Raw genomic sequence first — 16,570 nt, 5'->3', positions numbered from 1 at the left:
ACTTGAGTGCAGATGGCTCAGGTTTGGTGGCCGGTTGGCAGGTCAGCTACCGCAGAATCCAAGCGTTGAGTCGAATAGGCAACTGAAGGGCTGTTCGTTGAACGGCCGAAAGTGAGGAATTCATATGGCACGTTCTGTAGGTATTGACCTCGGTACTACCAACTCGGTGCTCTCCATTCTTGAAGCTGGCGAGCCAACCGTGATCGCTAACGCTGAAGGTTCGCGTACCACCCCATCGGTGGTTGCGTTCTCTAAGGGTGGCGAGGTCCTGGTGGGTGACATCGCTAAGCGCCAGGCCGTCAACAACGTTGACCGCACCATCTTCTCCGTCAAGCGCCACATGGGCACTGACTGGACCATCGACGTCGATGACAAGAAGTACACCGCGCAGGAAATCTCTGCACGCATCTTGATGAAGCTCAAGCACGATGCGGAAGATTACCTCGGTGAAAAGGTCACCGACGCCGTGATTACGGTCCCTGCATACTTCAATGACGCTGAGCGTCAGGCAACCAAGGAAGCTGGCGAGATCGCGGGCCTCAAGGTGTCCCGCATCGTCAACGAGCCAACCGCGGCTGCACTGGCATACGGCCTCGACAAGGGCCAGGAAGACGAACTCATTCTGGTGTACGACCTCGGTGGCGGTACGTTCGACGTCTCGCTGCTCGAAGTTGGCAAGGATGAAGACGGCTTCGCAACCATTCAGGTTCGCGCAACCGCAGGTGACAACCGCCTCGGTGGTGACGACTGGGACCAGCGCATCGTCGACTGGCTGCTCGAGTCCGCCAAGAGCAAGGGTGCTGACCTGTCCAACGACAAGATCGCTCTCCAGCGTCTGCGTGAAGCCGCAGAGCAGGCGAAGCGCGAGCTGTCCTCGGCAACCAGCACCAACATCTCGCTGCAGTACCTCTCGGTGACCCCAGAGGGCCCGGTCCACTTGGACGAGCACCTCTCCCGCGCTAAGTTCCAGGACCTGACGTCGGATCTGCTTGAGCGGACCCGCAAGCCATTCAACGACGTCATCACGGAAGCCGGCGTCAAGGTCAGCGACATCGCCCACGTCGTTCTCGTGGGTGGCTCGACCCGCATGCCTGCCGTTGCAGACCTCGTCAAGGAAATGGCGGGCAAGGAGCCTAACAAGGGCGTCAACCCAGACGAGGTTGTCGCGATGGGTGCGGCACTTCAGGCAGGTGTGCTCGCAGGTGAACGCAAGGACGTTCTGCTGATCGACGTGACCCCGCTCTCCCTCGGTATCGAGACCAAGGGTGGCGTCATGACCAAGCTCATCGAACGCAACACCGCGATCCCAACCAAGCGCTCCGAAACCTTCACGACCGCGGAAGACAACCAGCCATCCGTGTCGATTCAGGTCTTCCAGGGCGAGCGCGAATTCACTCGCGACAACAAGCCACTGGGCACCTTCGAACTCACCGGCATCGCCCCGGCGCCACGCGGCCTGCCGCAGATCGAGGTGACCTTCGATATCGACGCCAACGGCATCGTGCACGTCTCCGCTAAGGACAAGGGCACCGGAACCGAGCAGTCCATGACCATCACCGGCGGCACCTCGCTGGATCAGTCGGACATCGACCGCATGGTCAAGGAAGCTGAAGAGCACGCTGCAGAGGACAAGGCACGCCGCGAGGCCGCCGAGACCCGCAACGCTGCAGAGTCCGCTGCTTACTCGGTGGACAAGCTCATCAAGGACAACGCTGACAAGCTGCCAGAGGACGTCAAGAACGAGGTCCAGGCTGACGTCGATGCGCTCAAGAAGGAACTTGAAACCCCAGAGGGCAACGACGACGAGGTCAAGGCTAAGTTCGAGAAGCTGCAGCAGTCCCAGACCAAGCTGGGCGAGGCTCTCTACGCACAGGCCCAGTCTGAGGCTGGCGCTGAAGGCGCGGCTAACGCTGGCGGCTCGGATGACGAGGACGTCGTAGACGCCGAGGTCGTTGACGAAGACGAAGACCAGAAGTGAGGTAGTGGCATATGTCGAACGAGGAGAAGAACCTAGGCGATCAGCAGCCTGAAGAGACGGGTGCGGAAGCGGCTCGCGAAGAGCAGGCCCCTGAAACCCCACAGGCCCCCGAAACTCCCGTAGAGGGCGGAGCTGACACCGATGCGCTGGGCCAGGCTCAGCAGATCCTCGACGACGCCGCACGAGCCGAAGAGGCCTCTGCATCCGGCGAAATGGATGCGGAGGGCTTCGCGGCCGAATATAAAGAGGACCTCCAGCGGTTGCAGGCGGAGTTCACGAACTACCGCCGCCGTGTAGAGCGGGATAAGAAGAACGCTCATGACGAGGGCCTCAATAAGGCCGTGGCGAGCTTGATTCCGGTTTTGGATGATATCGATGCGGCTCGTGCTCATGGTGATCTGGAGGACGGACCGTTCGCGGCGATCGCCGACAAGTTGGAGCGTGCCCTGGGCGGTATCGGGTTCGAGCGGATCGATGAAACCGGGGTCGAGTTTGACCCGACGATCCACGAGGCGATGCTCCGCCAGCCTGTTGAGGGTGTTCCGGAGGATCACGTGGGGCAGGTTTTCAGGATCGGCTTCAAGCGCGGTGATCGTGTTCTGCGGGCAGCGCAGGTCATGGTTTCCACCGGTGAATAAGGTATGACGTGATTCAGTTCGGCGGCGGGTCTAGACGGAAGGTCTATTGAGCCCGCCGCCGACTGTTTCCACGGTTTTAGACATAGTTTTATAGATTTTGAGTGAGGCTAGGAGGCGTCACGATGGCCAGTCAAGACTGGGTCGAAAAAGACTTTTACGCGGCGCTGGGCGTCTCCAAGGACGCCAGTGAGTCCGATATTAAGAAGGCCTACCGGAAGTTAGCCCGTAAGTATCACCCGGATACGAACAAGGACAATCCGGAAGCGGAGAAGAAGTTCAAGGACATCTCAGAGGCCTATGCGGTTCTGAGCGATGAGCAGCAGCGCAAAGAGTACGACGCGATCCGCGCTATGGGCTCGGGTGCCCGCTTTACCGCTGGTGGCGGTGGCGGCGGATTCGAGGACATCTTTGGCGATGTGTTCGGTGGCGGTGGCGGGCAGCGTGTCCGTTACTCCACGGGCGGCGGTGGCGGGTTCGAGGATCCGTTCGGTGGCCTGTTCGGTGGTGGCGGGGGAGGCTTTGGTGGCTTCCAGCAACGTCCACGGCGCGGTGCTGACCGTAAAGCGGAGACCACGATTTCTTTCAAAGGATCCATCGAAGGCACCACGATCGGTTTGCGTACCCGCGATGGCGAGGTCATTGAGATCCGCGTCCCTGCCGGTGTGCGTGACGGTCAGACGATCCGTGCGAAAGGCAAGGGTGAACCGGGGCCTGCTGGTGCCGGCGACCTGCTGGTGACCGTGCGTGTCACCGAGCATCCGTTCTTCAAGCGTGAAGGTAACAACATCACGGTTGAGCTGCCGGTGAGCTTCAATGAGGCCGCTTTGGGTGCAACGGTTTCGGTTCCAACTATCTCCGGCGAGAACGTTCGGATGAAGGTTCCGGCGGGTAGCCCATCGGGCAAGCGTATGCGTTTGCGTGGCCGTGGCGTGAAGACGTCCAAAGGCACGGGTGACATGTACGTTGTGCTCAACATTGTGGTTCCGAAGGATCTTTCTGAGGAAGCGAAGAAGGCCGTTCAGGATTATGCGCAGGCTACTGCCGGCGATGATCCGCGGGCTAACATTGCTTCCCAAGCAAAGCTTTAGACACAGCGCAGCGAAGCTTTAGACACAGCGCAGCGAACTAGCAAGGCATTCAGGTAGCGGAAGGAGGCGAACATGAACGCGTCATCAGGTAGAAAGCATGACCGTGGTTCCGGGCGGGACGGCGAATGGGACGCGCCTGTATTTGTGATTTCCGTTGCCGCCGAGCTCGCTCAGATGCACCCGCAGACGTTGAGGCAATACGATCGCTTAGGTTTGGTTGTGCCTCAGCGGCAGGCTGGTAAGCATCGCCGGTATTCGCAGAAGGATATCGACCGTTTGCGTCGCGTCCAGGAACTGTCTTCCGAGGGTGTCTCGCTTGAAGGCATCCGGCGGATGATCGGTTTGGAGAAGCGTGTTGAGGCCCTCCTTCAGCAGGTTGCTGAGCTGGAGCAGGACGTTGAGCGGTGGCGCGGCCGCGCCGAGGGCGTGGCGATCGCGGCGCAGCGGATTTTCGCTGCCGGAGCTTCAGGCGAGGTCGCGATCACCCGAACGGGACGCGACACCGACCGCCTACAACAGCGTTCGATGCACGCGTGGGCTCAGCTGCAGCTCATGCCGCCCGAAGACTAAGCGCTACAGCGTCCAACGCTTCAGTACATAGAAACGATGGTGGCCGGAGAACTCTCTCCGGCCACCATCGTTTTATTCACCCTTGCCTGGGCGCTTAGTCCTGAGACGCTGTGTCCTTGCCGGCTTCAGCATCGGCGGCTGGCTTTTTGTCGCCAGCGCCGATCTCGCCGACCTTCGGCTCGGTAATCGGCCCCGGGGTTTCTGGCTCGTAGCCGTCGCTCCAGGTTTCGGTTTCGTAGTCGTATCCGACTTCCGCGCCGGTCTCGTCGTGGCGCTGGTACCAGTCAGTGACCTTGTCGGCGGTCGAATCGAAGTCGGCGCCCGCGCCGCGTCCGTCGCCGGAATGGCGGACGGTCAGCTCGAAGTCGTCGCCGTACTTCTCGATACCGCGGACCACGGCGTTAGAGAGCATCGTGGACTCGTAGTCGCTACGGATAGACGCCGGGTCGGTACGCAGGTCCATGATGAACGCGACGATCATGAGCAGCAGGATGATGCAGAACGGGATAGCGATGAGGATCGTGAGGTTCTGCAAGCCGGTCAGCGAGGATTCGCCGCCGGAGAGCAGCATCACGGTAGCGATGCCCATCATCGCAAGGCCCCAGAAGATCACGACGAGCTTGTTAGGTGCCGGGTTGCCGCGGGACGAGAACGTGCCCATGATGACGGATGCGGAGTCTGCGGAGGTCACGAAGAAGATCGCGAGCGCAACCATGATGAGGAACGGCGTGACGCTTGCGAACGGCAGCTTGTCGAACAGGTGGAACAGGATTGTCTGTGGCGAGTCGTCGGCGCTGATACCTTCGATGCCCTGGCGCTTCATCCACATTGCGGCGCCACCGAAGATCGTGAACGCGAAGATCAGGATCGCGGTAGGAACAGCGATGACCACGAGCGAGAACTCACGCAGGGTGCGGCCGCGGGAGATGCGGGCGATGAACGCGCCAACGAATGGGGTCCAGGCGACCCACCATGCGAAGTAGAACGCAGTCCATGCGGATTGGAAATCAACGACGTCGGAACCCCATGAGAGCGACTTGCCCATCATCGAAAGGAACTGGTTGGCGTACTCGGTCACGCCGGATGGCAACAGGTTCAGCAGGAACAGGGTTGGGCCTGCGAAGAACACGAACAGGACCAGGCTGAGCGTGAGCACGATGTTGGACGTGGAGAGGTAACGGATGCCTCGGGAGACGCCGGAGACCGCGGAGATGATGAATGCCGCGGTCAGGACGGCGAGGATGATGATGAGGCCGTTGTTCGTGACGCGGCTTGCGCCGGAGACAATTTCAACGCCCTTACCGAGCTGGACGGCTGCGAGGCCGAGGGAGGCTGCGGTACCGAAGAGCGTCGCGATGATTGCGAACATGTCGATGAGGCGTCCTGCGAATCCGTCGGTCTGCTTGCCGAACATCGAACGGAACACGCTCGAGATGAGGGTCACGCGGCCGCGACGGTAGCTTGAGTACGCCATCGCGCCGCCGACGAGGGCGTACATGGCCCACGCGGAGAGCCCCCAGTGGTAGGAGGACTGGGCGACGGCCATGTGGATTGCGCCTGGCGTTTCCGGTTCAACGCCGGTGAGTGGCGGCGGGGAAACGAAGTAGTAGAGCGGTTCGGACGGACCGAAGAAGAAGATACCGACGCCGATGCCGGCGCCGAACATCATGGCAACCCATGCGAAGCGGCTGAACTCTGGTTTCTCTCCGTCTTTACCGAGCCGGATGCGGCCATAGCGGGAGAACGCGATGAACAGCATCGCACCGATCGAAACCATCACGGTGATGTTGAGCAGCCAGCCCATGTTCTTCATGGTCCAGCCGAACGCTACCGAGGAGACTTCGCCCACGGATTCGGGGCTCATGACGCCCCAAGTGACGAACGCGACGATGAGAGCCGCAGTGATGCCGAAGACGAGCTTGTCGATCGAGAAGACGTGACGCTGTTCGTCAACGCCGATTCCGGGTACCAACCCCGGGTGGATGTTGTGAGGGTAGAGGCCTACGTGTGAAGAGCGGCCGCGGGTGAGGGGATTGCCTCGTTTCTGCGGTGCTTTCTTGGTTTTCGTTGGGCTCTCGCCCTGCTGTGGATGGTCGGTCTTTTCGGGGCTGGGTTTGTTACTCATGCCAAATCCGTAAAACGGTTCCTCAGTTTGGGTGCGGATGTGCAACCTCTCAGACTACCCGAACTTGGCGTGATGTGTGGTTAATGTCATCAAATCTTGCGGGCCGTGAGGTCGAAGATCTTGCGGCCGACCTTGTGGGCTTTCGCCTCGAAGCTCGTGAGGGTTCGGCCTTCGAAACGTGGGGCCCAGCCACCGCGAGTGTCGATGAATTCGGGGTCGGCTTCGTGTTTTTCGGCGTCGACGCGGCGGATCGCGGTCAGCGGTGATTCTTCACCGCTGCGCTCGCCGGCGTGCAGGTTTTCGAAGTGTGGACTGTTGTCGATGACGTCGCGCATTTGCTCGGCGTAGTTGGACCAGTCGGTAGCCAAGCGCCAGGTTCCGCCTGGTTTGAGGACGCGGGCGGCGCGTTCCGCGAAGGCGTCGGTGATGAGGCGGCGCTTGTGGTGTTTGGTTTTATGCCATGGGTCGGAGAAGAAGATCCAGAGCTCGCTCACGGATTCTGGGGCGAGTGCTACGTCGAGGACTTCGGGGGCGTTGGCTTGGATCGCGCGCACGTTATCGAGCTCAAGTTTTTCGATCCGTTCCATGAGCTTGGCTAGCCCTGGCGTGTAGACCTCGACGGCAAGGAAGTTGGTCTCGGGATTGTTGTGTGCCGCGTGGGCGATGGCTTCGCCGAGCCCGGTTCCGATTTCCACGATGAGTGGGCGTTCGGGGTGTGGGAAGTGTGAGGGGACGTCGATGTTTGCGTCCGGGTGGATCGATGTGGCCGCGTGGTGGCGGGGGACGTCGATCAGGATCGTGTCACGCAACGTGTCCCATACCCGCTGCTGCGCGTTTGTCATGCGTTCTCCGCGGCGGACGAACGATACGGGTTCGGCGCGGAAGTACGTTGGGTCGGTTTCTGCGAGGCCAGGGCGTGGCTGGGGTTTGGGACTCATGTCTTTAAGACTAAGCCTCGGCAGGCGTAAGCGGCGAAATCGAGCGTTCGCTGCGTCCGCCATCGTGATGTTTCGGCGGGCTCGGTGATGTTTCCGCGGGTCCAGAGAAACATCGTGAAAGTGGTTCCTCCGTGGGAATAATTCCTACCGATTTGAAGTTGAGTTAGGTAGACTCAAGTTTAAAGGCCAAGGGCTCCGGAAGGAGCAGGAAAGGGGTTGGCGTGGATACGAATTTAACGACTAAAAGCCAGGAGGCTCTCTCCGCGGCGAACATGAATGCCGCGACTGCCGGTAACCCGAATCTTGAGCCGGTGCACCTTTTGAAGGCGCTCATGGATCAGCGGGAATCGGTGGCCGTAGCTGTTTTGAAGGCGGCTGGGGCAGATCCTGATGCGGTATCGGTTGCGGCGTCGACAGCGATCCGTAAGCTGCCGAAGGCGTCGGGGACGTCGGTTGCTCAGGCGCAGGCTTCGCGGCAGATGCTGCAGGTTATTTCGGCGGCTCAGCAGGCGGCACAAGCGAATGGGGATCAGTTTGTTTCAACTGAGCACCTGTTGCTCGGTTTGGCCGCGGATGCCGGTGAGGCCGGCGTCGCGTTGCGGGATAACGGTGCTTCCGCCGAAGCGCTCAAGGCCGCGATGGTGAGCGTGCGTGGGGACCGGAAGGTCGATTCCCAGGATCCGGAGGGCAGCTTCCAGGCTCTGGAGAAGTACGGTACGGACCTCACCGAAGTGGCCCGCAAGGGCGATCTGGATCCGGTGATCGGCCGTGACCAGGAAATCCGTCGTGTGATCCAGGTGCTTTCGCGCCGTACCAAGAACAACCCTGTTCTGATTGGTGAGCCGGGCGTGGGTAAGACCGCTGTGGTTGAGGGTCTCGCGTTGCGCATGGTTGCTGGCGATGTTCCGGAGTCTCTGCGCGGCAAGAAGCTCATTTCGTTGGATCTCGGGGCGATGGTCGCGGGCGCTAAGTACCGTGGCGAGTTCGAGGAGCGGCTCAAGGCTGTGCTTGAGGAGATCAAGCAGGCTGAGGGCGGCATCGTGACGTTCATCGATGAGATCCACACGATGGTCGGAGCTGGTGCGTCTGAAGGCTCGATGGATGCGGGCAACATGCTCAAGCCGATGCTTGCGCGCGGTGAGTTGCGTCTGATCGGTGCTACGACGCTGGATGAGTACCGCGAGAACATCGAGAAGGACGCCGCTCTGGAGCGTCGTTTCCAGCAGGTTTTCGTGGGTGAGCCGTCGGTCGATGACTCGATCGCGATCCTGCGTGGCCTCAAGGAGCGCTACGAGGCGCACCACAAGGTTGCTATCGCTGACTCGGCACTCGTTGCTGCGGCAACGCTTTCGGACCGCTACCTCACGGGCCGTCGCCTTCCAGATAAGGCGATCGATCTTGTAGATGAGGCGGCATCGCGTCTGCGCATGGAGATCGATTCCGCACCGGAAGAGATCGATGTGCTGCGCCGTTCGGTTGACCGTTTGACGATGGAGGAGCTGGCTCTCAAGGATGAGACCGATCCGGCTTCGGTTGAGCGGTTGGCTGCTCTGCGTGAGGAGATGGCAGACCAGAAGGAAGAGCTTGAGGCGCTGACTCTGCGGTGGGAGGAAGAGAAGACGTCCCTCAATGAGGCCGGCGATATTCGCGCTCAGATCGATGATCTGCGTAGCCAGGCTGATGTGGCTCAGCGTCAGGGTGATCTGGGGGAGGCTTCCCGGATTCTGTACGGCGAGATCCCGCAGCTCGAGGCCAAGCTTGTCAAAGCTGAGGAGAAGGCTGAGCATGATCGCCAGGATCGGATGGTTTCCGAGGAGGTTACCGCCGATGACGTCGCTGAGGTGATCTCTTCGTGGACTGGCATTCCTGCCGGGCGCATGCTCGAGGGTGAGTCGCAGAAGCTCCTGCACATGGAGGAGAACGTTGGTAAGCGTTTGATCGGCCAGAAGCAGGCTGTTGCGGTGATCTCTGATGCGGTGCGTCGTAGCCGCGCTGGCTTGTCTGACCCTAACCGTCCGACGGGTTCGTTCTTGTTCCTCGGCCCTACTGGCGTGGGTAAGACGGAGCTTGCTAAGTCGCTTGCTGATTTCCTCTTCGATGATGAGCGTTCGATGGTGCGCATCGACATGTCGGAGTATTCGGAGAAGCACGCGGTGTCCCGCTTGGTTGGCGCCCCTCCGGGTTACGTCGGTTACGACGAGGGCGGCCAGTTGACTGAGGCCGTGCGTCGTAGGCCTTATTCGGTTGTTTTGCTGGATGAGGTTGAGAAGGCTCACCCTGAGGTCTTCGACATCTTGTTGCAGGTTCTTGATGATGGCCGGTTGACGGATGGCCAGGGTCGCACGGTTGATTTCCGTAACGTGATCTTGGTGATGACCTCGAACCTGGGTTCTCAGTTCTTGGTCGATCAGACCATGGAGCCTGAGGCTCAGAAGAAGGCAGTCATGGACGTGGTTGAGGCTTCCTTCAAGCCGGAGTTCTTGAACCGCTTGGATGAGGTCGTCATGTTTGATCCGCTGACGCTTGATGATCTTTCGAAGATCGTGGACCTTCAGGTGCATCAGCTGGATGAGCGGTTGGCTGATCGACGCTTGACGCTGGATGTTACGCCGGCGGCTCGCGAGTGGCTTGCGTTGACGGGTTACGACCCTGCGTATGGTGCTCGTCCGTTGCGCCGCTTGGTTCAGCGTGAGATCGGTGACCAGTTGGCTCGCAAGATTCTTGCGGGTGAGGTGCTCGATGGCGAGACGGTTCTCGTGGATCGTGCGGCTGACGATGCCGATGGCTTGGTGATTGAAGCCAAGCGCTGATCGGTAACTGTATTGCACGGAACCCCTGTGTACTGCGTCTCGCTTCGCAGTGCACAGGGGTGTACGTGTAGAATCGGACTCACGAAACATTTGTAGATCATCCACTGGGGCCTCTCGGGTGCTGGATTTTCAGCCGCCGGGACTTCCCCAGGTGAAGAGCGGAAGAGGGGGTCACGCCATGGGGCGCGGCCGTCAGAAGGCTAAGGCAACACGTCAGGCCCGGGAGATGAAGTACTTCACCCCGGGCACCGATTTGAGTGCTCTCGAGCGCGAGCTAGGTATCGGGGGTTCTCAGAACTCGCGAGACTACTCGGAAGAGCAGTACGAGGATGACCCATACGCGGATCTTGCTGCCCGCTATGGCGCCTTTGATGATGACGACGATGAGGACGATCGTCGATATTGATCGCTTCCCCGCTTGTGAGTGGGTTTAACGTCGTGTGAGAGGCCGCTGGAACCTGGTTGGTTCAGCGGCCTCTCGCGTTTCTGTGAGTCTGTTTTTCTGTTCCGTCTGTGGATGCTGGGGAGGGTTCGATGCCTCATAACGCGCATAACGCCGGTGGCACTGGCAACGCTGGCAGCGCTGGCAATGCTGGCCTTGAGGGCGTGACGCCGTTGCCGCGGTGGAGCGAGGAACAGACCGCGTTTACGGATAACCCTCGCGTTGCTGATGCGCATAAGGCGGCGTTGCGTTCGCTTGAGCGTGCGGTGGGGCATAGCGCTGACCCGACCCCGGATGATGAGGCTCGCGAGGCCGTGACGGCGATGGTGCGCCGCGGCCGGGTTTTGGTTTTGACGGGCGCGGGCGTTTCCACGGATTCGGGGATCCCGGATTACCGGGGCCCGCAGGGGTCGTTGCGCCGTACGCGTCCGATGACGGTTCAGGAGTTCCGTGCGGACCCGGCCGCTCGCAAGCGGTATTGGGCGCGGGCTTTCATTGGGCACCGGCTCATGAACCAGGCCCGCCCTAACCTGGGGCATCGGGTGCTGGCTGAATGGCAGCGCCGCGGCTTGCTTTCGGGGATCGTGACGCAGAACGTGGATGGCTTGCACGAGGAAGCAGGCGCCACGGACGTCATCGCGTTGCACGGCGATATGACGCAGGTCGAATGCCTCGATTGCGGCGCCACCGAGCCGCGCGAGGTGTACGAGGTTCGCCTCGAGGCCGCTAACCCTGGTTACCGCGAATCGGTCACGGTCCGGGACGCGTATGTGAACCCTGATGGCGATGTGTCACTGTCCGATGCGGATGTGGCTCGCTTCAACACGGTGGGCTGCGCTGTGTGCGGTTCGGAGAAGATGAAGCCCTCGGTCGTGTACTTCGGTGAGAACGTTCCGCAGGAGCGACGAGAGCACGTCGAGGAGCTCAAAGCGGAGTCCGATGCGCTGCTTGTGATTGGTAGCTCGCTGGCCGTGATGTCGGGCTACCGTTTTGTGCTTGACGCGATCAAGCGGGGCCAGCCCGCGGCGACAATCACCGCGGGCCCGGGCCGCGCCGACGACAAGGTCGATGTGCTGTGGAGAACGCTCGCAACCCCGGCCTTGCTTGAGGTCGAAGCCAAGCTGCTGCGTTCACACAGCTGAGTTAGCTAGCTCGCGTAGTTGCCGACGAGGCGGACGGCGCCGCCGTCGACGCCCTTAGCGCCCTGGACGGTCGCTTCGTCAGCGCGGATCTCATCGGTGAGTTCGGTGACTTCACCCATGTCCCATGCCTGCAGGCCGCGCGCGTTGAGGTGTGCGATCGCATCCGCCGCCGCATCTGGGGCGACGATCGCGACCATGCCAACGCCCACGTTGAGGGTGCGTTCGAGGTCGTCCTGCGGCACCTTGCCGAGCTGCCCGATGAGCGAGAAGATCGCTGGGAGCTCCCAGGTTCCGCGGTCCACAGTGGCAGCGAGGCCGGTCGGGAGGACACGGGCGAGGTTCGCTGCCAGGCCACCGCCAGTCACGTGCGAGAAGCCACGCAGAGGCGCCTCAGGCGACTCTGGCTCGGTGTTGAGCGTCCGCATGAGCGAGAGGCAGTCGCCAGCGTAGACGCGGGTTGGCTCGAGCAGCTCTTCGCCCAGGGTGCGGCCCAGCTCGGTGACCTCGCGGTTCAGGTCCCAGCCGGCAGCGTGGATCACGCGGCGCACCAGGGAGTAGCCGTTCGAGTGGATACCGGAGGACGCCATCGCGATCACGCGGTCGCCAGCCTTGACGCGTTCAGGGCCGAGCATCGCTTGAGCCTCAACAACACCGGTAGCGGCGCCTGCCACATCGTACTCATCCGGGCCGAGCAGGCCAGGGTGCTCGGCTGTCTCGCCACCAACTAGCGAGGTGCCAGCGAGGCGGCAGCCCTCTGCGATACCGGAGACGATCGCGGCGATCCGCTCAGGGACAACCTTGCCGCACGCGATGTAGTCAGTCATGACGAGCGGCTCAGCGCCGACCACCACGATGTCGTCAACAACCATGCCGACGAGGTCGAAACCGATCGTGTCGTGCTTATCCATAGCCTGAGCGATCGCGACCTTGGTACCCACACCATCGGTCGAGGAAGCGAGCAGCGGACGCTTGTACTTCAGTAGCGCCGACGCGTCGTACATGCCCGCGAAGCCGCCCACGCCACCCACAACAGCGGGGGAGTGGGTTGCCTTGACGGAGGCCTTCATCAGCTCGACCGCACGGTCGCCGGCCTCAACGTCCACACCAGCATCGGCATAGGTAATGGGTTGCTGATCAGAGGAGCTCATGGAGTTTCAGTTCCTTTGTTTGGAGGTCAGGCTAGGACTCAGCGGAGGAGAGAGCCTGCGCACGTTTCTCTAGGATTTCCGGGTGGCGGCCCGGGTCACGTTCGGTGATCTCCGGGCCGAGGTCTTTATAGTCAGGGAGCGCGATGGGGTACTCGCCGGTGAAGCACGCGGTGCACAGCTTCTCGCGTGGCTGTTCGGTCGCCGCGATCATGCCGTCTTCTGAAATATAGGCTAGCGAGTCAGCGCCGATCGACTGCGCGATCTGCTCTTCGTCGGCTCCGTTAGCGATGAGCTCGGCGCGGGTCGCGAAATCGATTCCGTAGAAGCACGGCCACTTGACTGGCGGCGAGGAGATCTTGACGTGCACTTCCGCGGCACCAGCTTCGCGCAGGGAACGCACGACGGCGCGCTGAGTGTTACCGCGCACGATCGAGTCGTCAACAACCACGACGCGCTTGCCGCGGATCACGGACTCCATAGCGTTGAGTTTGAGCTTGATGCCGAGCTGACGCAGCGTCTGCGTCGGCTGGATGAATGTGCGGCCCACGTAGGCGTTCTTGACGAACCCGTGCGCGAACGGGATCCCTGAGGCTTCCGCGTAGCCGATCGCGGCAGGCGTGCCGGACTCCGGGACAGGAATCACGATGTCGGCCTCGGCCGTGTTCTCCCGTGCTAGGACTCGGCCCATTTCAACGCGGGACTCATAGACGTTGCGGCCCTTGATCGTCGCGTCAGGGCGAGCCAGGTAAACGTATTCGAAAACGCAGCCAGCGCGCTGCTTTTTAGCGAAACGTCGGGTGCGCACGCCGTTCGCGTCAATCGCGACCATCTCGCCCGGCTTGATCTCACGGATCACGCTCGCACCCACGGTGGCGAGTGCGGCCTGCTCGCTTGCGACAACCCAGCCGCGCTCAAGCCGGCCCAGAACCAGCGGGCGGACACCCCACGGGTCACGTGCGGCATACAGGGTGTGCTCGTCCATGAACACGAGCGAGAACGCGCCACGAAGACGAGGCAAAAGCTCAGCGATCGTGTCTTCAAGCGAATCGTGCGCGTCGTTATCCAGAAGGGCCGTGATGAGCGCGGTATCCGTCGTGTTACCTGCGCGGATCTCGCCCTTGGTTTCTTCGCCGTGCAACTCACCGATCAAGCGGGACAGCTCGCGAGTGTTCGTGATGTTGCCGTTGTGCGCGAGCGCAACCGTGCCGTACGGGGTCGGCCCCAGCGTCGGCTGAGCGTTAGCCCACTTATTGGCGCCCGTCGTCGAATAGCGGCAGTGGCCCACAGCCATATCGCCGGACAACGCGTTAAGGGTGTTCTCATCGAAAACGTGCGAAACCAAACCAATGTCTTTGTACACATTGATGCGCTCGCCGGTCGAAACGGCGATACCGGCGGATTCTTGTCCGCGGTGTTGCAGAGCGTAAAGACCGTAATATGCGAGCTTCGCTACGTCCTCACCCGGCGCCCACACGCCGAAAACGCCGCACTCTTCTTGTACGCGACGTTCGTCAGGGAGGAGGTCATGATTGAGCATTCCGTTGCCACGAGCCATGCCGCCTATTTTGTCACACTACGGCAGTCGGTAAATACCAAAAGACCAGCAGTGCAGAATAGCGCGGCGCATGGTGGCGCTGAATGTTACTCGTTTGCCGTGTCAGCCCCGTCGGCAGAGCCTTCCTTGACGGCATAAATGTGTTTGGTGCGTTTGCGGCCCACGCGGTCGAAAATCAGGAAAACGATCGCGCCGATTCCAACGCCGATGATCGCGAAGAGGACCGCGAGGAAGCCGAAGACGCTACCCATCGAGTGTTCCTCGGTTCCGCCACCCAGCCACGCAGAGATCAGCGCAACGATCACACCGAGAGCGCCACCGGTCACCAAGAACGCGCCAGGCTTAGGTGCAACACGAACCTCAAACTCGACAGGCTCAGGGGCCGCGGTCTGTGAGCGCGTTCCTTCAGCAAGCGCAGGGACAGGCTGTGCAGACGGCGCGTGGTTGTCGGTGTTCTCGGTGTTCTCAGTGGGCTTGTCAGTCATAAAGACAAGCGTACCCAGCGCCACAGGCCTACTAGCCCAGCGCCGCGCGTTAGTTAATCACGGACGCTTCGCACAGCGGGAAGTACTCGCTCAGATCACTACGAGTCCCCGACGCATCCACGAGTCCGCGTTCCAGAGCATCTGCCCACTCGAGCGAACCAGTAGCCAGCTGAAGCCACGTGTCCGGGGTCATCTCCACAACATTCGGTGGAGTCCCTCGCGTATGAGACGTGCCCTCGATGCACTGAACCGCACCGTGTGGAGGAACGCGAACCTCAACCGAACCGCCGGGAGCGCGCTCCGTCAAAAGCTGCAGCACGTAGCGGACAGCGATCGCTTCCGTTTTCTTATCAAGGCTCTGACGATCATTCCGCCACGCAGCAACCGCAGCGTCGCCCTGCTCAACCGAGATCTTACGTTTCTGTGCCACATGAACCTCCATAAGGCTCCTCAGGCAACCGCCCTGGCGCGGCCACCGGGACCGGGAACCACCAGAAGAACTAGCGGCAACCCTACCCCCAGCATATGTGGTTTATGTGACCAAGCGCACTTATGCGCGACTCAATTGCGTCACCGCAGCAGAGCTCCGAACCTCACCCACTGGTGCGCCGCCACCCAAAACAGGCTTATCCATCTCATCCAACGCGGCTGCAACCACATCGGAATCCGCAAGACCCAGCGCAACCAGCGCATCCATGCCGACACGCGTGTTCGCGCGGTCACCGCCGTCGAGCATCTTCAAAGCCAAGCCATAGCCATCCTTGGTGCCCAAAACCAACACAGCCTCAGCGCCCAGCTTGGCGACCACGCCAGTGCGCTGCATCGTGACGGTGTTCTCCTCACCCTCGCCGTGAACAGCCCATGGATGCGCCAACATCGCAGGAGCGATCCGCGCCCACATCGCCGCATCATCGTCAGTGAAGCCGTGCCCCTCAGGCAAGGTACCGGACACCAGACGAGCAACCGCCCGCGCGAGTGCCGTGACCGTCAGCTGCGGGGCCGGAGCACCGCAACCATCGACGCCCACCACGCCAAGCGGAGCTCCACCCAAAACCTCAAGGAGATGCAACGCATCCTTCTGAACGGGATGCTCCGGGTCAAGATAAGACTCCGTATCTACGCCCGAGGCGACCGCGGCCTTCAAGAATCCCGCGTGCTTGCCCGAGCAGTTGAACGCGAGCTTATCCGGCCCAGCATCCTGCTTGATTCGGTCTCGGCGGGCCTGCGCATCACGAGGCATCGCATCCGGGCACCTCAACGCGCCAGCATCCAAACCGGCCTCACGCAGCATCCGCTCAGCCAACTCTTGATGCCGCACCCCACCCTGGTGAGACGCACACGCCAACGCAAGCGCCTCATCGTCCAGCTCGGCGCCCGCGCGCAGCGACGCGAACGCCTGAAACGGCTTGAGCGTCGAGCGAGGGAAAATCAGCGCCTCAGGATCACCCAGCGAAGCCACCAACTCACCGTCTGGCCCTACAACCGCGAGCACACCGAGGTGACGCGATTCAACCGCGCCGTTGCGGGTCACATGAGCGAGCTCGACGACGTCCGCGGCCGTGATCGAACGGTCCGGGCTGTAGTGCGGATCAGCAGAAGTAAAAGTGTCGGAAGTCATACAGCCAGGGTAATGCACCGCATGCTGAGGTCG

General features: G+C 61.4%; 14 protein-coding genes. 7 read left to right on the top strand and 7 right to left on the bottom strand.

Annotation, left to right across the window (positions count from 1 at the left end):
• The first annotated feature begins 124 nt into the window (after nucleotides 1–124).
• From dnaK to JOD50_RS02595, 4 genes are all read left to right on the top strand, one after another.
• Entirely contained in the window at nucleotides 125–1,978 is a 1,854-nt protein-coding gene (gene dnaK, locus JOD50_RS02610; RefSeq protein WP_204880304.1) for a molecular chaperone DnaK, read from the top strand.
• Between the two features lie 11 nt (nucleotides 1,979–1,989).
• Nucleotides 1,990–2,616 (top strand): nucleotide exchange factor GrpE, encoded by a 627-nt coding sequence (locus tag JOD50_RS02605; protein WP_204880303.1) that lies wholly within the window; start codon nucleotides 1,990–1,992, stop codon nucleotides 2,614–2,616.
• A gap of 122 nt (nucleotides 2,617–2,738) precedes the next feature.
• Nucleotides 2,739–3,704: a DnaJ C-terminal domain-containing protein gene (locus JOD50_RS02600; protein WP_204880302.1), complete on the top strand. Its 966-nt coding sequence runs from the start codon at nucleotides 2,739–2,741 to the stop codon at nucleotides 3,702–3,704.
• Between the two features lie 72 nt (nucleotides 3,705–3,776).
• On the top strand, nucleotides 3,777–4,274 hold the full coding sequence (locus JOD50_RS02595; RefSeq protein WP_101630323.1) for a heat shock protein transcriptional repressor HspR: 498 nt from the start codon (nucleotides 3,777–3,779) through the stop codon (nucleotides 4,272–4,274).
• A 94-nt stretch (nucleotides 4,275–4,368) separates the two neighbouring features.
• Here the strand turns inward: JOD50_RS02595 and JOD50_RS02590 are convergent, their stop codons facing one another.
• The gene (locus tag JOD50_RS02590) at nucleotides 4,369–6,399 is read right to left on the bottom strand and encodes a BCCT family transporter (protein WP_204880301.1); all 2,031 of its coding nucleotides are present in this window, start codon (nucleotides 6,397–6,399) and stop codon (nucleotides 4,369–4,371) included.
• Nucleotides 6,400–6,488: 89 nt separating this feature from the next.
• On the bottom strand, nucleotides 6,489–7,337 hold the full coding sequence (gene trmB, locus JOD50_RS02585) for a tRNA (guanosine(46)-N7)-methyltransferase TrmB (RefSeq protein WP_204880300.1): 849 nt from the start codon (nucleotides 7,335–7,337) through the stop codon (nucleotides 6,489–6,491).
• A 221-nt stretch (nucleotides 7,338–7,558) separates the two neighbouring features.
• Between trmB and clpB the strand changes: the two genes are divergently transcribed.
• The 3 genes from clpB to JOD50_RS02570 all read left to right on the top strand — a co-directional run bounded on the left by clpB (nucleotide 7,559) and on the right by JOD50_RS02570 (nucleotide 11,731).
• Complete coding sequence (clpB, locus tag JOD50_RS02580; RefSeq protein ID WP_204880299.1) at nucleotides 7,559–10,147, top strand: ATP-dependent chaperone ClpB; 2,589 nt, start codon at nucleotides 7,559–7,561, stop codon at nucleotides 10,145–10,147.
• Between the two features lie 178 nt (nucleotides 10,148–10,325).
• Nucleotides 10,326–10,553 carry a DUF3073 domain-containing protein gene (locus JOD50_RS02575; RefSeq protein ID WP_109303105.1) on the top strand — a complete coding sequence of 76 codons (228 nt, stop codon included), beginning with the start codon at nucleotides 10,326–10,328 and terminating at the stop codon, nucleotides 10,551–10,553.
• A gap of 128 nt (nucleotides 10,554–10,681) precedes the next feature.
• A complete protein-coding gene (locus tag JOD50_RS02570; RefSeq protein ID WP_204880298.1) occupies nucleotides 10,682–11,731 on the top strand; it encodes a Sir2 family NAD-dependent protein deacetylase in 1,050 nt (349 codons plus the stop codon).
• Between the two features lie 5 nt (nucleotides 11,732–11,736).
• Here the strand turns inward: JOD50_RS02570 and purM are convergent, their stop codons facing one another.
• The 5 genes from purM to JOD50_RS02545 all read right to left on the bottom strand — a co-directional run bounded on the left by purM (nucleotide 11,737) and on the right by JOD50_RS02545 (nucleotide 16,537).
• On the bottom strand, nucleotides 11,737–12,879 hold the full coding sequence (gene purM, locus JOD50_RS02565) for a phosphoribosylformylglycinamidine cyclo-ligase (RefSeq protein ID WP_204880297.1): 1,143 nt from the start codon (nucleotides 12,877–12,879) through the stop codon (nucleotides 11,737–11,739).
• 31 nt (nucleotides 12,880–12,910) lie between these two features.
• Nucleotides 12,911–14,434: an amidophosphoribosyltransferase gene (gene purF, locus JOD50_RS02560; protein WP_204880296.1), complete on the bottom strand. Its 1,524-nt coding sequence runs from the start codon at nucleotides 14,432–14,434 to the stop codon at nucleotides 12,911–12,913.
• Nucleotides 14,435–14,520: 86 nt separating this feature from the next.
• Nucleotides 14,521–14,919, bottom strand: a complete 399-nt coding sequence (locus JOD50_RS02555; protein WP_204880295.1) for a hypothetical protein — start codon at nucleotides 14,917–14,919, stop codon at nucleotides 14,521–14,523.
• A 49-nt stretch (nucleotides 14,920–14,968) separates the two neighbouring features.
• On the bottom strand, nucleotides 14,969–15,349 hold the full coding sequence (locus JOD50_RS02550) for a sterol carrier family protein (RefSeq protein ID WP_338051976.1): 381 nt from the start codon (nucleotides 15,347–15,349) through the stop codon (nucleotides 14,969–14,971).
• Between the two features lie 120 nt (nucleotides 15,350–15,469).
• Complete coding sequence (locus JOD50_RS02545) at nucleotides 15,470–16,537, bottom strand: asparaginase (protein ID WP_204880293.1); 1,068 nt, start codon at nucleotides 16,535–16,537, stop codon at nucleotides 15,470–15,472.
• Between the last annotated feature and the right edge of the window lie 33 nt (nucleotides 16,538–16,570).

This window comes from Pseudoglutamicibacter cumminsii (assembly GCF_016907775.1).
GTDB lineage: Bacteria > Actinomycetota > Actinomycetes > Actinomycetales > Micrococcaceae > Pseudoglutamicibacter > Pseudoglutamicibacter cumminsii.
This window is presented reverse-complemented; position numbering and strand designations above follow the sequence as displayed.